This window comes from Actinospica robiniae DSM 44927 (genome assembly GCF_000504285.1).
GTDB lineage: Bacteria > Actinomycetota > Actinomycetes > Streptomycetales > Catenulisporaceae > Actinospica > Actinospica robiniae.
The window spans coordinates 873,386-889,404 of record NZ_KI632511.1 but is presented as its reverse complement, the minus strand read 5'-3'; the positions used below and the strand labels follow the sequence as shown (position 1 = coordinate 889,404).

Below are 16,019 nucleotides of genomic sequence, written 5' to 3'. Positions count from 1 at the left end.
GCGGTCCGAAGTCGGTAGGCATCACATGGGCACGGTTACGTCCAAGGAAGTGGTGTACGGCTGATCTTCGCGATGGAGTGATGCTGCCTCGTATGGCGGGCGTGGTGCCCGGATGCGAGGCGGCCACCGGCTGATCCTTCGAGAACGACCAAGAACTCGAAGACAGGATCAGATCGATGACCGCTGTAGATAGTCTGCCGTTCGCTGCTGCGTTGGAGGAGAACCTCGCCTCGGCGAGTCCCGACATGCTCCGGGCGATGGTGGCCCTGTTCGCCCAGCAGCTGATGGGCGCCGAGGCCGACGCGCTGTGCGGCGCGGCCTACGGCCGGCCGAGCGAGGAGCGGGTGAACTCGCGCAACGGCTACCGGCCGCGGGCCTGGGACACCCGGGCCGGCAGCGTGGAGCTGGCGATCCCGAAGCTGCGCACGGGTTCGTACTTCCCGGAGTGGCTGCTCGAGCGCCGTTCCCGTGCGGAACAGGCACTGATCAGCGTGGTGGCCACCTGCTACCTGCTCGGGGTCTCCACCCGACGGGTGGAGAAGCTCGCGCAGAGCCTGGGGGTGACGGCGCTGTCGAAGTCGCAGGTGAGCGAGATGGCGAAGACGCTCGATGCGCGGGTGGCGGAGTTTCGCAACCGGCCGCTCGACGGCTCGCCGTACACGTTCGTGTGGGTCGACGCGCTGATGCAGAAGGTGCGCGAGGGCGGCCGGGTGATCAACGTCGCCTGTCTCGTCGCGGTCGGCGTGAACGCCGAGGGGCACCGCGAGATCCTCGGGGTCGATGTCACCGGCAGCGAGAACGGCTCGGGCTGGGTCGCGTTCCTGCGCTCCCTGCTCGCCCGTGGCCTGTCCGGAGTGCAGCTGGTCGTCTCCGACGCCCACGGCGGCCTGATCGACGCGATCGGCGCGGTGCTGCCGGGGGCCGCCTGGCAGAGGTGCCGCACCCATTATGCAAGGAACTTGATGAACCAGGTGCCGAAGAGCGCCGCTCCGTGGGTGGCCACGCTGCTGCGCACCGTCTTCGAGCAGCCCGACGAACAGGCCGTGCGCACCCAGAGGCCAGCGTGATCGCAGCGCTCGACGAGAAGTTCCCCAAGGCCGCCGAGCACCTCGAGCACGCCCGCGAGGACCTGCTCGCGTTCGCCGCCTATCCCCGGGAGGTGTGGCGCCAGATCTGGTCGAACAACCCCCAGGAGCGGCTGAACAAGGAGATCCGCCGGCGCACCGACGTCGTCGGGATCTTCCCCGACCGCGACGCGATCATCCGCCTGGTCGGCGCCGTGCTGGCCGAGCAGTCCGACGAGTGGACCGAACAGCGCCGGTACATGGGCGCCGAAGTCCTCGAGCGCTGCCGCAAGATCGGCACCGCTCACACGATCGAGGGAAATCAGGGCACAGAAACAGCCCTCGTCCCCCTCACTGCATAAACTGGTGACCACGGATCAACCGGTGGCCTTACACCACCACAATGGACGTGACCCATGGGCACGCCGCGTGATCGCCCACTCGAGTCGCGACACGGCCCCGGCAGCCTTCTTGCTGCCCCTCCGAGTATGGCGCCAGGAACGAGTTCCACCTCTTTCGCGCGTCCGGGCCCGCAGAGGCAGGCCACACGAATCAGATGCGCAGCCGCCGTCAAAACACGCTGTGTAGCAGCGGCCGGGTTGAGGCGGGCTACGGATCGACCGCCATCGGCATCGAACATGTGTACTAAAATGGCTTGTCGCCACCAGCGCGCCATGGCGCGCGGACGGCTCTGTCTCTTCCGCTTCTGCGCCGGGATCCGAATCAGCTGATCGTGCGCGGGAACTGATGGAATCTCGGTAAGCTGACCATGCCGAGAGCAGCAGATCTCATCTAAATCGGGAGGGGTGCGCGCAGGTGGCCGAGTCGGCCTCATGGATGGCGCAGCAGCGCGTGCCGAAAGCGGAGTGGGCAGTCCTCGGCGAGATCGTGCAGATCACCGATGAGTTCTGCGGCGAACACCTCGATGGTGAGTACGCCGACCTGTGCCGTGATCTGGCCGCCGAACTCGCCCGCAAACGGCCCTTCCCACTGCGCCGCGGGGATCGACGCATCTGGGCGGCCGGCATCGTGCACACCGTCGGCTGGGTCAACTTCCTCGCCGACCCGGCCCAGCGTCCGCATCTGCGCACCGAGCAGCTCGCCGACCTGCTCGGCGTCAAGCAGACGACCATGGGCAACAAGGGAGCGCTCATCCACGACCGGCTCGGCATCGGCCGGTTCGACCCCGAATTCTCCCGCCGCGAGATGATCGAGAAGAGCCCGTTTGCCTGGCTTATCGAGATCAACGGGCTCCCGATCGACGCCCGGTGGCTACCGGAGAAGTCCCAGCGTGCCCTCGTCGAAACCGGCATCCTTCCCTTCATGTCGCCAGGCGAAGGCGGCGGCGAGTGAGCCCTCACCGGGCGAGGCCGAAACCCGCTCTCCACGACGAGGTGATCGTCGACGCATACGGCCCCGAAGAGCAGGCGATGGGGCCGGTACTACTACCTGCAAGACTGCATCGCGTTCCCCTTCACCGCCGTCTGCGACGCCGCGCGGCAGATCTCCCCGCTGCGCGTCGGTGACGAGGTCGAGGCTCTCGGAATGGCGAGGGAAGACAAGTGCGAATGCGGGATGTTCGTCCTCATTCGCTGGGGCCACCGCCCCACCGACGCGCTCGCCGTGCCGCTCTCCCAACTCGACGTCGGGCACGGCGCGGACGAGGCAACGAGCGAAGCAGTCGCCGACTGGCGCTACTCCGATCGCTCGAGCCTCACGCCCGACGCCGTGGCCTACCTTGATTCCTCGGCGCGCTGGTTCAGGACCGAGGGCGGGTACATCGCCGAGCAGTCGACCCGGCCGAACACGCTCGCCGTCGCCCTCGGCGACTCACCCGCCGGGCTCGCGGCGTGGATCGTCGAGAAGCTACAGTCCTGGTCCGACGAATCGGCCTTCACCATGGACGAGCTGCTGACCTGGGTGACCGCCTATTGGGCGACCGGCACGATCGGAACGTCGTTCGGTCCGTACACCGAGCCGGCTGCTCTTCCCGAGCGCGTCGAGACCCCGACCATCCTGTCGGTCTTCGCACACGACATCAAACCCGAGCCGCGCAGCTACGCGGAGGCGTTCCTGAACATCCGAGGCTACGTGCAACACCGTGCCGGCGGGCACTTCGCAGCATGGGAGCAACCTGGCGCGTACGCCGACGACGTGCGGCGCGCGGTAAAAATCGGCGGCTGACTCCCCCACCCGTGCGAGGGGAGCCATCATGAGGCCAGGCCGCGCGATGGCGCGGTGGCGCGGTGGCGCGGTGGCGCGGTGGCGTCGCGGCACGGTCGGGCACCGGACCGCGGAATCGAGCTCTTACGTGTCCCATGTTCCGTGTTTGGCAGGAGGCGTGAGTGTCCAGGAAGTAGGGAGGTGAAGAGCCTGCCGGGATGATGAAGCGGGTCCGGCGGCGTAAAGGAAAAGCATGTTCGGCCCGCCGCCGCAGCGAGGGATCCCGTCAATGCGTCGGACAGGACCTCCTCGTATCTTGCGACGCTAGCCTCATGCATGGCTCCGGCTCGATCGCTGCCCGCTCGGCCTCCGGCAGGCCACTGCGACGAAGGCGGGTGCCTCACCTTTGGACGGGATGTCTCTGGGGTTCTGCGAGCGCCTCGGTCAGTTGGAGGTCGATGGCGGCGAGCGCGGGTAGGACGGGTCCGAGGGTGGCGTCGATGTCCCTCAGCTGCCAGTCCTCGTCGACGTCGGCATCGGTGATCACGGCCCCCACGTGGTCCACTACTCGCATACGCAGTCCTCGGAGAACCTCGGTGAACTGTTCGGCGGCCTTGACTCCGCCTCGGGTGCCGTAGGTGATGAAGCCGGCCGGCTTCTCGTGCCACTCCCGGTAGAGATAGTCCAGCGCGTTCTTGAGCACCGCCGGGTAGCCCCAGTTGTACTGCGGGAACACGAACAAGAACCCGTCGTAGGACTCCACGGTCTGACTCCAGGATCGAGTATACTCATTCTGATAGTTCCCGAGCGCGGCTTTGAGCGGCTCGTCGAGGAAGGGCAGGTCGACCTCGGCGAGGTCGAGCAGTTCGTAATGCAGGTCGCTGTCTTTTTCAATCCCCTCGCACGCCCATGCCGCAATGCGCGCGCAGATCCGCGTTGGGCGTGTGCTGCCGATGACGACGGCGATGTGCTGTTGCTTGGCGAGCATGTAAGGGTTCCTCCGTGGGTCGAGTTGTCTGGTCGTTCCTGGCCAGCCGTGGCTTGGCGGGCGGGTGGGCGGGGCGCGCTCGGGGCCGCTGCGCGGCGCGAGCGGCCGTGGCACGCTGTTGTGGCCCCGCCTGCTTCCCGGAGATGGCGACTCAGGCCTGGACGGCCGGGGTGAGAACGTCGTGGCACCACTCGCGGAAGCTTGTGGCGGCAGCTTCGGCGTGGGCGGGATCGCGGGGTTCGGCGTCGTAGATTCCGTTGTTCTGCGCCTCGACCATGTCTGCGAAGTCCTGTGCCGCCGCCCGGCTCGCCCCGCGCCGCACCATCGCGGCCTGATAGTCCGCGAGCGGAATCTGACGGTAGTCGACCGTGCGGCCGAGGACCCCGGAGATAACGTCGGCCATCTCGTCGGGGCTGAGGTTGTCGGAGCTGACCAGGGGGACGCGGGCTTGGCCGCTCCAGGACGTATCGAGCAGCAACGCCGCCGCGGCGGCTGCCGCATCCCGGGTGGCGACGGTCGGCAGCGGCCGGTCCGCGATATTCGCCATCGAGAAGGTGCCCTGCTCGACCATTGCCCGGGCCTGGCGCAGAAGATTCTCCATGAAGAACGGCAAAGCCAGGGCCCGGTATTGCACGCCGACAGCCGTGAACTGCTCATCCATCGCCAGCGCGGCCGAAAGGAGCCCTGCCTCGCTTCGGTAGCCGTGGCCGAGGCTGGTGACGCCCGCCACCCGCACACCTCGGCTCGCGGCCACCTGGCAGGCGGCCCGACTGAACTCCCGGTAGTAGTACTCGGCGCTTTCGGCATAGCCGAAACCGGCCGGGGGCACGAGCCAGAACAAGCCCTCAGCGCCCTCGAGCGCCTTGGTGATGGTTCCCACGTCGCCGTGGGAGCCTTCCACCACCTCGGCAAGGGCGAGCACCCTCGCCGGGAGCCGGGCGGGATCGCGCGCGATCACCCGGACCGCCGCACCGCGCTCCAGTACGCGCTCGAGGACCTGCGCTCCGATGGTGCCAGTCGGCGTGGTGATGACGATCATGGATTCCTCCGGGACTCGGACGGCAGCGGAGCACGTAAGGCCGCTGCCTGATCGTGATCAGTCAACAGGGTTCGGCGGCGGGGGTGAAGGACCGATCCGGTCGCGATAGGTACCCTGGGAGTATGAATGACCTCGAGGTGAAGCAGTTGCGCTACTTCGTCGCGGTCGCCGAGGAACTGCACTTCGGACGCGCCGCCGCGCGCCTGGAAATGACCCAGCCCCCGCTCTCCCGCGCGATCCGGGATCTCGAACGGCAGCTCGGCGTGGTGCTGTTCGAGCGCACCACCCGGCAGGTCAGGCTCACCTCCGCCGGCCACGTTCTCCTGCGCGACGCCCGCACGGCCCTGGAAGCCGTCACCGCCGCCGCCCACCGAGCCCGGCAGGCCGGCAGCAGTTCGCCCAGACTGCGTATCGCGCTCAAAGCCGACGTCGACGGCGGCCTGCTCCCGAAGATCCTCGACGCCTACGGCTCCGAGGCCGCGGCCGTGCCGCCGGAGCTGGTCCTGGGCGGATTCGGCGAGCAGCCGCAGGCGCTGCGCGAGGGCCTGGCCGACGTCGGGCTGGTGCTGCTCCCGTTCGACGAGCGCGGCCTGGAGTGCGAGCCGCTGATGACTGAGCCGGTCCTGCTCGCAGTGGCCGCCACCGACCCCCTGGCCGCCCACTCCCGACTGTGCCTGGCCGACCTGGCCGGCCGCACACTTCCCGGCGGATCCCCGGCCAAGCACGGCCGACCCGGCGAACCCGCCCCAGGCGCCGCGCCGCCGGCCTCCAACCTGTCGGAGATCTTCAGCCTCGTCGAGACGGGCAGCGCCGTATTCTTCACGCCCGCCTCCGTAGCCCGGCGCTACGTGCGACCCGGCATCGCTTACCGGCCCGTCACCGACCTACCGGACGCCGCACTGACCCTGATCTGGCCGCAGAACGCGCGCTCGCCGGCCCTCGCCGCCTTCGTGCGCGCCGCCTGCACAGTGGCAGCCGCCACGCATACGCGAGCCGAATCCGCTCCCGCCATCGCCTGACGGCCGCTCCCCAACCACCCAGCCGACTTCATACATGAAGGCACGCATTCCGATCTGGGCTTCGTCTCAGCCGGGGACTGCTTCCGGCAACGACACACACCGCCGCCTCGCCGCCGTACCCCCACCCATCCGGCCAGCCACGTCGTCCCCTGCAAAATGCCGGCTCTTGTGCTGCATCCGTGGGTGTTTGACGTGCCGTTACACGGCCGCACGCCGTTCCGGTACTACGTTTCGAGGTGATCAAGCCATGGAACGTAGAGTGCGGAGAACGGCGTGCGTGATGTCAGTGTATGGCGCGAGATGCTCGGGTTGTCGGATGCCGTGGTCGAGGATGTCGAGCTCGAGCCCGAGCGTGGCGCGATCGTCGCGCACGTGCGGGTGCGCAAGGGCGCGGCACTGCGCTGCTCGCGGTGCCGGCGCAAGAGCCCGCGGTATGACCGCGGCGAGGGCCGGCGCCGCTGGCGGCACCTGGACGCCGGGACGCTGCGGGTGTTCATCGAGGCCGACGTCCCGCGGGTGCGGTGTCGTGCCTGCGGGGTGAACGTCATCTATATCCCGTGGGCGCGTGCCGGGGCCGGGCACAGCGTGGACTTCGACCGGCAGGTCGCCTACCTCGCCACCCGTACCAGCAAGAGCGCCGTGGTCGAGCTGATAAGGATCGCCTGGCGCACCGTCGGGACGATCCCGGCCCGGTACCGGCAGGACGTGGAGGACTGCTACGACCGCTACGACGGGCTGCGCCGGATCGGCATCGACGAGATCGCATACAAGAAGGGCCGCAAGTACCTGACCGTCGTGGTCGACCACGACACCGGGCGGCTGGTGTGGGCCGGGACCGGACGCGAGAGCGCGACCCTGGAGGAGTTCTTCGAGATCCTCGGCCCCGCCCGCGCCGGCGAGATCATCCTGGTCTCCGCCGACGCCGCGCGCTACATCGCCCAGGCAGTCAAAAAGCACCTGCCCAACGCGGTGCAATGCGCCGATCCGTTCCACGTGATCGCCTGGGCCACCGACGCACTCGACCAGGTCCGGCGCGAGGCCTGGAACACCGCGAAAGGCCGGGCCAGCAACACCCAACTCACCCGCGAGCGCTCGCACGGGCCCTCCAGGGCGCTGAAGAACACCCGGCTGGCCTTGTGGAAGAACCCCGAGGACCTCACCGAGCAACAGCACGCGAAGATCGAATGGATCGCCAAGACCGACCCCCGCCTCTACCGGGCCTACCTGCTCAAAGAAGGCCTCCGGTACGTATTCAAGGTTAAGGGCACCAAGGGCAGGGAGGCACTGGACCGGTGGCTCGCCTGGGCCGCGCGCTGCCGCATCCCCGCGTTCATCGACGTGGCCCGCCGTATCAAAACGGTACGCGCCAGCATCGACGCAGCCCTCAAACACCACCTGTCCAACGCCCTGATCGAGTCCGTCAACACGAAGATCCGCCTGATCACCAGACTCGCCTTCGGATTCGCCGACCCCGAAGCCCTCATCGCCCTCGCCCTCCTGAGCCTCGGCGGCTACAAGCCCACCCTGCCAGGACGAACCTGACCCACGGATACAGCAGGAGGGCCAAAATGCCGCAGCGACGCAGGCTAACGATCGCTGGCCTTCGACGAAGCTGCCTACTGTCAGTGTTAAACCGCCGCGATCTACCTCCCGACCCCGACGGCACTCGGGAACGGGGGTCAGGACGAGGGAACGTACCAGGGTTAGCTCGCGGACAAGTGACCGTGAGCCGGCCTTCCCGCGCTGCTCCGCTTCTTTTACCGGCGCACCGGACCGACGGCTCCCGCCGGTTGCGTGGACGGCTACTGAGACGTCGTGTGGGTCGGCCTCAGGAATATGCGCACCCGCTGGGGTGCGTCGCCCACCGGCCCGTCCGTCGCAAGACCGTAGCGCTTGGCGAGCACGTCGAAGAACTCCCCGGTCGTGTCGGGTTCGATCCGCTCGACCCGCCCGCGCACCTCCAGATACCGGTATGGCGCTTCCGGATCGTTGATCGAGACCGCGGCATCGGGCCGGTCCACCAGCTCCCTGTACTTCGCACGCCGAGTCGAAGTGGTGAAGGAGAGGCAGTCGCCGTCCCAGAGGAACCACATGGGGTTCACGTGTGGCGTGCCGTCTGCCCGGAGCGTCGCCAGGTGGCAGAACAAAGGCCGTTCCAGCAAGTCGGCGTGGCTGCCAGGGATCACGGACACGATCTCTCCCGAGGCCGGAGGGGCCGATACGAACCGAGTCCACCACACCGCGGGGTCGGCGGCCAGCCTCATCCCGGAATCACAGCGATCAGTGATCGAGATCGCCAGTGAACCGCGCGGCCCTCACGGGCCGAGAGTCCGCGGTTCGGGCATAGCGTGCGCGCAGCGCTTCGGCAGGTCGGCGTCGCAGCGACCGACGGCACGGAGATCCGCCCGCACCAACCGGCAATCGGCGACAATTCCGTCGATCCGCGGCGCGGGGTCGGTGACCCGGTTCACAGTGGAACGGCCCGGCGCGGGCGAGGCACTGACAGTGATCCGCACGGTCCGCTCTGACCGTGTAGGGCTCGCTTCGGTGCGGAAACTCTCTGGCAGCGTCGTGCGGAAAGCCGGACGAGGTCGTGGCATCGGCGGTCATTCTCGAGTCCAGCCAGCAGTACCCGAAATCCCCCTCCCCCGGTCCGCGCACGGTCACCGTGTCGGTGACCGGGTTGCCGCTGGTCACCGGCGAGGTGTCCGGTGCGGCGCGACCCTGGCCCAGCAGCTCGGCATCGTCAGCGAAGGTGCCGTAGGCGTCGAGCCCGATGCCCAGGTAGCCGCCGTCGATGCCGAGCGTCAAATTCCGCTGCGCGTAGCCGAGCGATCCGCCGCCCGCGCCCGCCGTCGTCAGGTTGATCGTGCCGTTCACCAGGAAGAACCCGATGCCGTCCACGCCGTTGCCGCCGTACTGATACTGCTTGAACGTCACCTGGAGCCCGCCGTTGCCGGGTCGAGCGGAAGGAATCCGGGGTCGGCGACGGACGGGCCGGCGAACGTCTCCGACAGGAGCACTGAGCCCGTTGTGGATGTACCAGGCTTGGGGCGCTTGGCAAATGGAGACTCGGCCGGCAGCGACTTGCTCTGCCGGACAGGGGCGTGGCGGGCAGGGGCTTGACGAGGGTGCGGGGGTGACAGCCGTGGCTCCCCACGTCCCGGCGGCGGCGCCCACGGAGAGCGGTCCGACACAGAGCCTTGCTATAAGGCAGCTTATCGCGTACCGCGGATCCTGTACGACGGCGCACGAGCGGGAAACGCAATCGGGCTATTTCTCCTATAAGAGCTGCGCGATCATGCAGATCGGACACTTCGGGGTGCGCCGGCGCAGTGTGCTCAGATACCGAGTTCGCCCTTGAACTCCGGGCACTCCACCAGCGGAACGTGGTCGCAGGTCGCGGCGTGCCGAAGGCTGTCGCGCATCCGGATGAGCCGCGCGATGTCCGCTTCGAGCTCGTCCGCCCGCTCGGCCATCCGCCGCCGAAGCTCGGTGTCCGAGGGCGTGGCCGCGAGGAAGCGGGCGATCTGCGCAAGCGTGAATCCCGCGGCCTTCGCACAGCTGATCACGGTGATGCGGTCGACGACGTCGAGCGCGTACGTGCGGCGAAGTCCGTTGCGGCCGGCCGACTCGATCAGCCCGCGCTTCTCGTAGTAACGCAGTCCCGAGGCGGCCATACCCGTGCGTGCCGCCACATCCGCGATATCCAGTCGAACCCGATCCGTCCCGATCGTCGCGGGCATGGCCGAGCCTCCTCGTTTCGTTGCCGCGGTTGACTTGAACCACGCTTCAAGTCGGATCCTAGGGGAAAAGCTGAGGCCGGGAAACAACCCGACCCGCCCCGGAGGAGACATGCCATGCCGCTACACCCTCAAGTCGCCGCCCACCTAGAGCGACTCGCCGCGGCGAATTTCGCCGCCCTGCACACGGTCAGCCCGGAACAGGCCCGCGCGGGCGCGCGCCATCTGACCCAGCTCTCGACGCGAAACCCCACACAGGTCGCGGAGGTGACAGACCGTGTGATCGCGACCGGCGCCGGAGAGATCCCCGTGCGCCTTTACCGCCCCCTGGGCGTGTCGGACGACGGCAGCGCGCCGCCGGTCGTCGTGTTCTTCCACGGCGGCGGCTACGTGCTCGGCGATCTGGACTCCCACGACGGCCTCGCCCGGGCCCTCGCCGAAGGATCCGGCAGCGTGGTGGCCTCGGTCGGCTATCCGCTGGCGCCGGAGCACAAGTTTCCCGCCCCCGTCGAGGCGGGATTCGCCGCGACCGCGTGGATCGCACAGCACGCCGAAGAGCTCGGCATCGACCCGGCGCGCCTCGCGGTGGCGGGCGACAGCGCGGGCGGAAACCTCGCCACCGTCGTCGCGCTCAAAGCCCGGGCTGTCGGCGCACCCCGCATCGTCTTCCAGCTGCTGATCTATCCCGATGTCGACTTCCGCCGGACCAACCGTTCGATCACCGAGCTCGCCGGCCAGTACGGCAATGTGACCCGTGAGGCGCAACAGTGGTTCATGGACCACTATCTCTCCAGCGAGGCGCAGAAGCTCGATCCCTCGGTATCGCCTCTGCTGGAGCCGGACCTCGGCGGTCTACCTCCGGCCTTCATCATCACCGCCGAATACGACGCGCTGCGCGACGAAGGCGAGCAGTACGGAGCGCGTCTGGCGGAAGCGGGGGTCCCGGTCGTAGTCAAGCGCTACGACGGCATGATCCACGAGTTCCTGCGCCATCCCTTCGACGACGCCGAGGTGGCGCTCGCCGACGCGTCGCACGCCCTGCGCGCAGCATTCACCCTCATCCGCCCGGCCCCGGCATCCGCCGTTCACGTCGCGAACACGACGTGAACACGACGACGGCGAGACCTAGAGCAGTGCTCCCTTGGCAGTGGACCCGAGCCATTCGGGGCCGCCGACGAAGGCGGCCGGCTACTGCAGGCAGCACCCGTGTGGCCGGTGCCTGAGCGGTCACCCGAGTCGACATGGACAACAACGACTTGCAGGGACACCCCAACATCGTTCTGCGCGGCGGCCCGGCGGACGGCCGAACCCTGGACTTCACTCCCCTGGACGCCACGATCGAGTTGTCGTTCGGCGGCCAGGTCCACTCCTACCGGCCGACTCCAGACCGTGACGACGAATACCCGGCCCTCACCGTGTTCGCATTCGCCGGGAGTATCACCGCGCCCTGATTGAGCGGACGCCGTCGCCGAGGCAGCCCAGTCTCGCGCGTTCCTTGGCTTCCACTCGGGACACAGGTACCAGCCGACGACATAGACGCCGACCGCGCCGGGCTCCTGGGCCAGTCAGCGTTCGGCGAGCTGACTGGCCACTGGGCCTTGTTGCGCCTTGCTTGCGCCGAGCGCAAGTGATGTGGGCCGGGCCGGGCCCAGCCTCCGATCCTGCGGCAGACGAGCGTTCACCTGTTGTAGAGCCTGCGTGCCCATATGTAGACGACATAGATCAGATACCGAATATACCGGCTCGGGTTGCGATGTCCGTTTTCCGAGGCTCCGTCCGGTTTTCCCATCCCGGTCGCGTCCTACCGATGCCCGGTAGTCCCACGCAGTTCGCGCCCATCCGCTCGCCCAGCGCTCGCCCAGCGACGGAGCGATCACCCTCTTCGACCGGAACCGCTCGGCGCTGTCGGGTTGGTATCGATGGGGATAACTACTCAGCCCTCGGCGCACCCACCCCGGCTGAGCGCGGCGGCCAATGTCGGGTCTCGGGGTCCACTCCACTGCATCGGCTGCGGCGCGAGGTGGCGAGCTGCGGAAAGAGAAGGAGATCCTGCGCAAAGCGGCCGCGCTGGACGGGCGCCGCCCTGATGTGGTGATCTCGTATGCCGGGCCGTTTCCCGCGTGCGCGGGGGGGCGATCGGCGGTGTGTGACGTAGGCCACGGGAACCGGGGAGCCGCGGGCGACAGTTAGGGACCGTGGAAGAGATCAGGGACGAGCTCCGTAGCAGGGTCCGGGACGGTGATCCCGACGCGTTCGGACTGTTGTTCGACCGATATGCCGAGGCCGTGTGCAATCACGTCTTCCGGCTGATCGGCGACTGGTCGGCGGCGCAGGACGTCATGTCGGCGGTGTTCCTCGAGGCGTGGCGTGTGCGGGGCCGGATCGAACCCGGGGGCGGCACCCTGCGGCCGTGGCTGCTCGGGATCGCCACCAACCTCGCGCGCAACCACAACCGCGCGGCCCGCCGCGGATGGATGCTCACCGCGCGCCTGCCCGCGTATTCGCAGCATTCGATGCCCGACATCGCGGACGAGGTCGCGCGTTCCGTGGACAACGACGCGCTCGTGCGCGCGACCCGCGAGGCGCTCGCCCGGCTCAGGCCCGAGGAACGCGAACTGCTCGCGCTGTGCGTGTGGGCAGAGCTCAGCTACGAGGAAGCGGCTGAGGCGCTCGGAATCCCGGTCGGCACGGTCCGTTCCCGGATCTCCCGGGCCAGGGCCAAGGTGCGCCGGCGGGTCGCGCAGACCTCGCGGGAGCCGAGAGCCGCGGCACGCGGAACCCGGGAACCGAACGGCGCCGCCGGACAGCTGAATACCGGTCGTGCAGAAACGACCCGGACCCGATGGGAGGCAACCCGATGATCCCCGCCGAAGACCGCGCCGATCGCGAGGCTGACCGGCTGCTGCGTCTGCTGCCGGAGGCGGCGGATCGGGCGCTTCCCGCCGACCGCCTCGCCCGAGACCGGGAGACACTCATGCAACACATCCACGACAAAACCCTTCACTCCGACCTCGAAGCCGAGCCCCGGCCCGGCATGCGACCGACCTCACGCAGCGTGTTGCGCACCCGCATGACCCTGCGTCCCGCCGGATTGACGGCACTAGCCCTGACCGCCGCGGTCGCCGTGGCCGGCACCGTGATCCTTCACGCGGGGGGCGGAGCGGGCGGCGCCGCCCCCGTACCGATCGTCACCCTGCATGCAGGCGAGGTCGCCCAGGCGTCCGTCGTCTTGGACCAGATGGCCGACGCGGCCGAGGCGAGCCCAGCGCGACCAGTGGCATCCGGCGAGTACGTCTACGTCAAGACCATCTCCGAGTACGCCCAGGAGGCCCAGGCGCCCTGGACGATGCAGCCGATGACCACCAGGGAGACCTGGTACGCCCAGGCGTCCGGCGCAAACCGCGGGATGTTCCGGCAGAACGGCCGGGACACGCCGATGGTCGCGGCGATCCCGGCCGGGCAGAGCACTGTTCCGCCGGTGGCGAACCCCACCACCGCATGGGTGGCGCAGCTGCCGAGCGACCCGCGCCAGGTACTCGCGATCATCCACGCCGGCCTGGACTCCGACTACGAATACCCGGACAACGTCCGCGAGTTCCTGGCGATCGGGGGCATCCTGTCCACCACCGTCCCGACCCCGCAGGCCGAAGCGACCCTCTATCGCGCCGCAGCGCTCATCCCGGGCGTCGTGGCCACCGGCGATGCCACGGACGCGGCCGGACGCCACGGCTTCGGCATCGCCATCGAGGACGGCCAAGGCGAGCGCCACGAGTGGATCTTCGCCGCCGGTACCTACCGCTTCCTCGGAGAGCGCGATTATCTCACCCGAGACACCGACGGCGGCAAAGCGGGCATGCTGGTCGGCCTGACCGCCGTCCTGGCCCGCGGCATCGCCGACGCCGAGGGCCAGCCGCCAGTCACCGCCATCGACTGACGCCGAGTATGTGAACGGCACCGCTCGGGGAGCATGACCCTCCGACCGCTAACGCTCCGGCTGACCTGCGATTGAATCGTCGTCCGCCCGAGTGGTGCCGCTCCGTGCGCGACTGACCGTGTGGAGTCGACGCGGCCGTACGGACATCACATCTGGGCCTCGTGCGTACACGGACGCCATCTCCGCACGCCCGCAATGGATCGCCGCCACTCGATGCGCTGATCGACGAGGAAGGGGCCGAGCGCCACGGCCGCCCGGTACGCCTGCAGGCAGCCCACCCGCCCCGCGGCCCGCCTCAAGCAGGCCGGGCAGGACACCCTGAGGATCCGTACAATCTGTCGACGTAACCGCCTTGTGAGGCGTTCTCCTTGCGGTCGGCGGACACGCGTCCGCCGAAGGTGATCTCGAAGTTCACTGCCGTTCCCCACTGCCTATACGGCGAACTATCATCCCCTCTCACGCGAGGGTCTGGGTGAGAGAGTTCTCGGTGTCGCTGAACACCAGGCGGGCTTGGGCTCCGTTTACCAGCGGCATGTAGGGCACGACGTGTCCGCATTCGACATCTGCGATGATCGGCACGCCAAGAACGGACAGGGCGTCGAAGACGGCCTCGTGCTGGGTGAGGCTGGCGGTGTCGGCGGCTGTGGTACGGCCGACCACGATGGCGTTGGCTTCGTCGAAGAACCCCGCCAGGCGCATACCATGGAGGGCGCGGCAGATCGTGAACGCGTCGTCACCAGCCGCCTCCACATAGACGATCAATCCGTCGGGTGCGTGCCGTCGGGCGAAGCCCGCCACGTCGGCGAAGGGCGTGCCCGCAAGATGACACAACGTCTCGATGCAGCCGCCGATCAGGCGGCCGGTGACCTCCACGGCTTGCGTGCTATCCAGGCGCGTCCAGCGGCCGGACGCGTCCAGCGTGAGCTCGCTGACCTCCGGGTGGGTCCGGTAGTCGTCAAACCCCTCAGAGCGGTACCGGCCGGGCGAATCCTGGCGCAGCGTCGCACCCGGTGCAGCGGCACCGATCTCCAGCCACGTGAGCAATCCCTCGGGAGCCCGGTATGGGGTGTCCATCAGGTTGTTGCCGTGGATCGTAGCGATGCCGGTTCGAAGGGTCAGCGGAGTAAGGATCGTGGATATGTCGGAAAAGCCCACCAGCCAGGTCGGCTCGGCCGCCGTTATCGCCTCCCAGTCGAGCAGCGGTAGCAGGTCGATGGCGGTTTCCCCGCCCCAGGGCGGCACCACTGCCCGCACGCTCGGGTCTGTGAGCATCGCCGTCAGCTCGCGGGCCCGCTCCGCAGCCGGCGCGCTGACGTGTCCGGCGCCGTCCATGCATTTGCCCACCACCACTTCATACCCACGCGCCGCGACGGCCTCGACCGCACGCCCGAAACGGGCCCGCATGGCATCCGGTACGCCGCTGGAGGGGGAGGTGACGGCGACACGGTCGCCAGGGCGCAAGGGAGAGGGGAATCGCATGGAGGCGAGCCTAACCGGGCAGATGGATCAAGCACATCGAATTCTCGACGGGTGGGCCCTCTCCCAGAAGCGGACACCAAGTCCCAGGCCAGGGCGCGCCGCGCGGCCTCACGCAGGTCGGCCAAGTCGGCGATGAGCGTGTGGTCCAGCACATCACGTTGCACGGTGCCGATTGCGTGCCGAACATAGTGCGCTGCTGGACGGTTCTGCGGTATGGATGCTCGATCGTAGGCGCCGTTCGCGGACGGTCTAGCGGTAAGCTGGCGGCGGCTGTCCGAGGACGCGTGTGAACGCCGCGGTAAACGCGGCCGGTGAGGCGTATCCGAGGCTTGTCGCGATGGCGGTGATCGGTTCCACTCTGAGTCTCGGCAGCACAGAGAGCAAGGCGTGCGCGGGTTCTCCACGCGGCCGGGCTGCTGCCCGTCAGACCCCGGAAGGTACGATCGAGCGTCCGCTCGCTCATCGTCGCCCTTCGCGCCCAATCGGCGTTCGTGACCTGGGCGGACGGCGCCTCGAGGTAGTCCAGGCAGCATTCGCGCAACGGCCCTTCGGGCGGAAGCGAGACGGCCAGCGGGAGCGGTCCGGCGGCG

At 68.6% G+C, this 16,019-nt stretch carries 13 protein-coding genes and 2 pseudogenes; 9 read left to right on the top strand and 6 right to left on the bottom strand.

The annotated features are described in order from the left end of the window. Positions 1 to 176 precede the first annotated feature (176 nt). The 3 genes and pseudogenes from ACTRO_RS03795 to ACTRO_RS48585 form a co-directional block, all read left to right on the top strand. Positions 177 to 1,426 (top strand): annotated as a pseudogene (locus ACTRO_RS03795) (IS256 family transposase). A 454-nt stretch (positions 1,427 to 1,880) separates the two neighbouring features. Continuing rightward, positions 1,881 to 2,417: a DUF6398 domain-containing protein gene (locus ACTRO_RS03790; protein ID WP_051450266.1), complete on the top strand. Its 537-nt coding sequence runs from the start codon at positions 1,881 to 1,883 to the stop codon at positions 2,415 to 2,417. A 78-nt stretch (positions 2,418 to 2,495) separates the two neighbouring features. Further along, positions 2,496 to 3,248 (top strand): annotated as a pseudogene (locus ACTRO_RS48585) (calcium-binding protein); the annotation flags it as partial. Between the two features lie 379 nt (positions 3,249 to 3,627). Here ACTRO_RS48585 and ACTRO_RS03780 read toward each other — a convergent pair. Both ACTRO_RS03780 and ACTRO_RS03775 read right to left on the bottom strand, forming a co-directional pair. Further along, positions 3,628 to 4,215 carry an NADPH-dependent FMN reductase gene (locus ACTRO_RS03780; RefSeq protein WP_034261165.1) on the bottom strand — a complete coding sequence of 196 codons (588 nt, stop codon included), beginning with the start codon at positions 4,213 to 4,215 and terminating at the stop codon, positions 3,628 to 3,630. Between the two features lie 151 nt (positions 4,216 to 4,366). Next, positions 4,367 to 5,254 (bottom strand): NmrA family NAD(P)-binding protein, encoded by an 888-nt coding sequence (locus ACTRO_RS03775; protein WP_034261163.1) that lies wholly within the window; start codon positions 5,252 to 5,254, stop codon positions 4,367 to 4,369. A gap of 122 nt (positions 5,255 to 5,376) precedes the next feature. On the opposite strand from ACTRO_RS03775, the gene ACTRO_RS03770 reads away from it, so the two are divergent. Further along, complete coding sequence (locus ACTRO_RS03770; RefSeq protein ID WP_034261161.1) at positions 5,377 to 6,273, top strand: LysR family transcriptional regulator; 897 nt, start codon at positions 5,377 to 5,379, stop codon at positions 6,271 to 6,273. Positions 6,274 to 6,546: 273 nt separating this feature from the next. Further along, positions 6,547 to 7,815 carry an ISL3 family transposase gene (locus ACTRO_RS03765; protein WP_034261159.1) on the top strand — a complete coding sequence of 423 codons (1,269 nt, stop codon included), beginning with the start codon at positions 6,547 to 6,549 and terminating at the stop codon, positions 7,813 to 7,815. Between the two features lie 260 nt (positions 7,816 to 8,075). Here ACTRO_RS03765 and ACTRO_RS03760 read toward each other — a convergent pair whose 3' ends face one another. The 3 genes from ACTRO_RS03760 to ACTRO_RS03750 all read right to left on the bottom strand — a co-directional run bounded on the left by ACTRO_RS03760 (position 8,076) and on the right by ACTRO_RS03750 (position 10,019). Continuing rightward, entirely contained in the window at positions 8,076 to 8,465 is a 390-nt protein-coding gene (locus ACTRO_RS03760; RefSeq protein WP_034272940.1) for a PPOX class F420-dependent oxidoreductase, read from the bottom strand. 88 nt (positions 8,466 to 8,553) lie between these two features. Continuing rightward, a complete protein-coding gene (locus ACTRO_RS03755; RefSeq protein ID WP_157435733.1) occupies positions 8,554 to 9,177 on the bottom strand; it encodes an L-type lectin family protein in 624 nt (207 codons plus the stop codon). A 437-nt stretch (positions 9,178 to 9,614) separates the two neighbouring features. Next, the gene (locus ACTRO_RS03750) at positions 9,615 to 10,019 is read right to left on the bottom strand and encodes a MerR family transcriptional regulator (protein WP_034261155.1); all 405 of its coding nucleotides are present in this window, start codon (positions 10,017 to 10,019) and stop codon (positions 9,615 to 9,617) included. 114 nt (positions 10,020 to 10,133) lie between these two features. Between ACTRO_RS03750 and ACTRO_RS03745 the strand changes: the two genes are divergently transcribed. The 4 genes from ACTRO_RS03745 (at position 10,134) to ACTRO_RS03730 (ending at position 13,950) form a co-directional block, all read left to right on the top strand. Beyond that, complete coding sequence (locus ACTRO_RS03745) at positions 10,134 to 11,123, top strand: alpha/beta hydrolase (RefSeq protein WP_051450265.1); 990 nt, start codon at positions 10,134 to 10,136, stop codon at positions 11,121 to 11,123. 134 nt (positions 11,124 to 11,257) lie between these two features. Further along, the gene (locus ACTRO_RS03740) at positions 11,258 to 11,467 is read left to right on the top strand and encodes a hypothetical protein (protein WP_034261153.1); all 210 of its coding nucleotides are present in this window, start codon (positions 11,258 to 11,260) and stop codon (positions 11,465 to 11,467) included. A 753-nt stretch (positions 11,468 to 12,220) separates the two neighbouring features. Next, positions 12,221 to 12,877 carry an RNA polymerase sigma factor gene (locus ACTRO_RS03735; protein ID WP_051452285.1) on the top strand — a complete coding sequence of 219 codons (657 nt, stop codon included), beginning with the start codon at positions 12,221 to 12,223 and terminating at the stop codon, positions 12,875 to 12,877. After that, on the top strand, positions 12,874 to 13,950 hold the full coding sequence (locus ACTRO_RS03730) for a CU044_5270 family protein (protein ID WP_157435731.1): 1,077 nt from the start codon (positions 12,874 to 12,876) through the stop codon (positions 13,948 to 13,950). Before ACTRO_RS03735 ends, ACTRO_RS03730 begins: the two co-directional genes overlap by 4 nt. Positions 13,951 to 14,406: 456 nt before the next feature. On the opposite strand, the gene ACTRO_RS03725 is transcribed toward ACTRO_RS03730, so the two are convergent. After that, positions 14,407 to 15,429, bottom strand: coding sequence for a S66 family peptidase (locus tag ACTRO_RS03725; RefSeq protein WP_034261150.1), 1,023 nt, complete (start codon positions 15,427 to 15,429; stop codon positions 14,407 to 14,409). Positions 15,430 to 16,019 lie beyond the last annotated feature (590 nt).

Coding starts and splice junctions, on each gene's coding strand:
- ACTRO_RS03780 (WP_034261165.1), bottom strand. CDS start 4,215: ATGCTCGCCAAGCAACAGCACATCGCCGTCGTCATCGGCAGCACACGC.
- ACTRO_RS03775 (WP_034261163.1), bottom strand. CDS start 5,254: ATGATCGTCATCACCACGCCGACTGGCACCATCGGAGCGCAGGTCCTC.
- ACTRO_RS03770 (WP_034261161.1), top strand. CDS start 5,377: ATGAATGACCTCGAGGTGAAGCAGTTGCGCTACTTCGTCGCGGTCGCC.
- ACTRO_RS03750 (WP_034261155.1), bottom strand. CDS start 10,019: ATGCCCGCGACGATCGGGACGGATCGGGTTCGACTGGATATCGCGGAT.
- ACTRO_RS03745 (WP_051450265.1), top strand. CDS start 10,134: ATGCCGCTACACCCTCAAGTCGCCGCCCACCTAGAGCGACTCGCCGCG.
- ACTRO_RS03740 (WP_034261153.1), top strand. CDS start 11,258: ATGGACAACAACGACTTGCAGGGACACCCCAACATCGTTCTGCGCGGC.
- ACTRO_RS03730 (WP_157435731.1), top strand. CDS start 12,874: ATGATCCCCGCCGAAGACCGCGCCGATCGCGAGGCTGACCGGCTGCTG.
- ACTRO_RS03725 (WP_034261150.1), bottom strand. CDS start 15,429: ATGCGATTCCCCTCTCCCTTGCGCCCTGGCGACCGTGTCGCCGTCACC.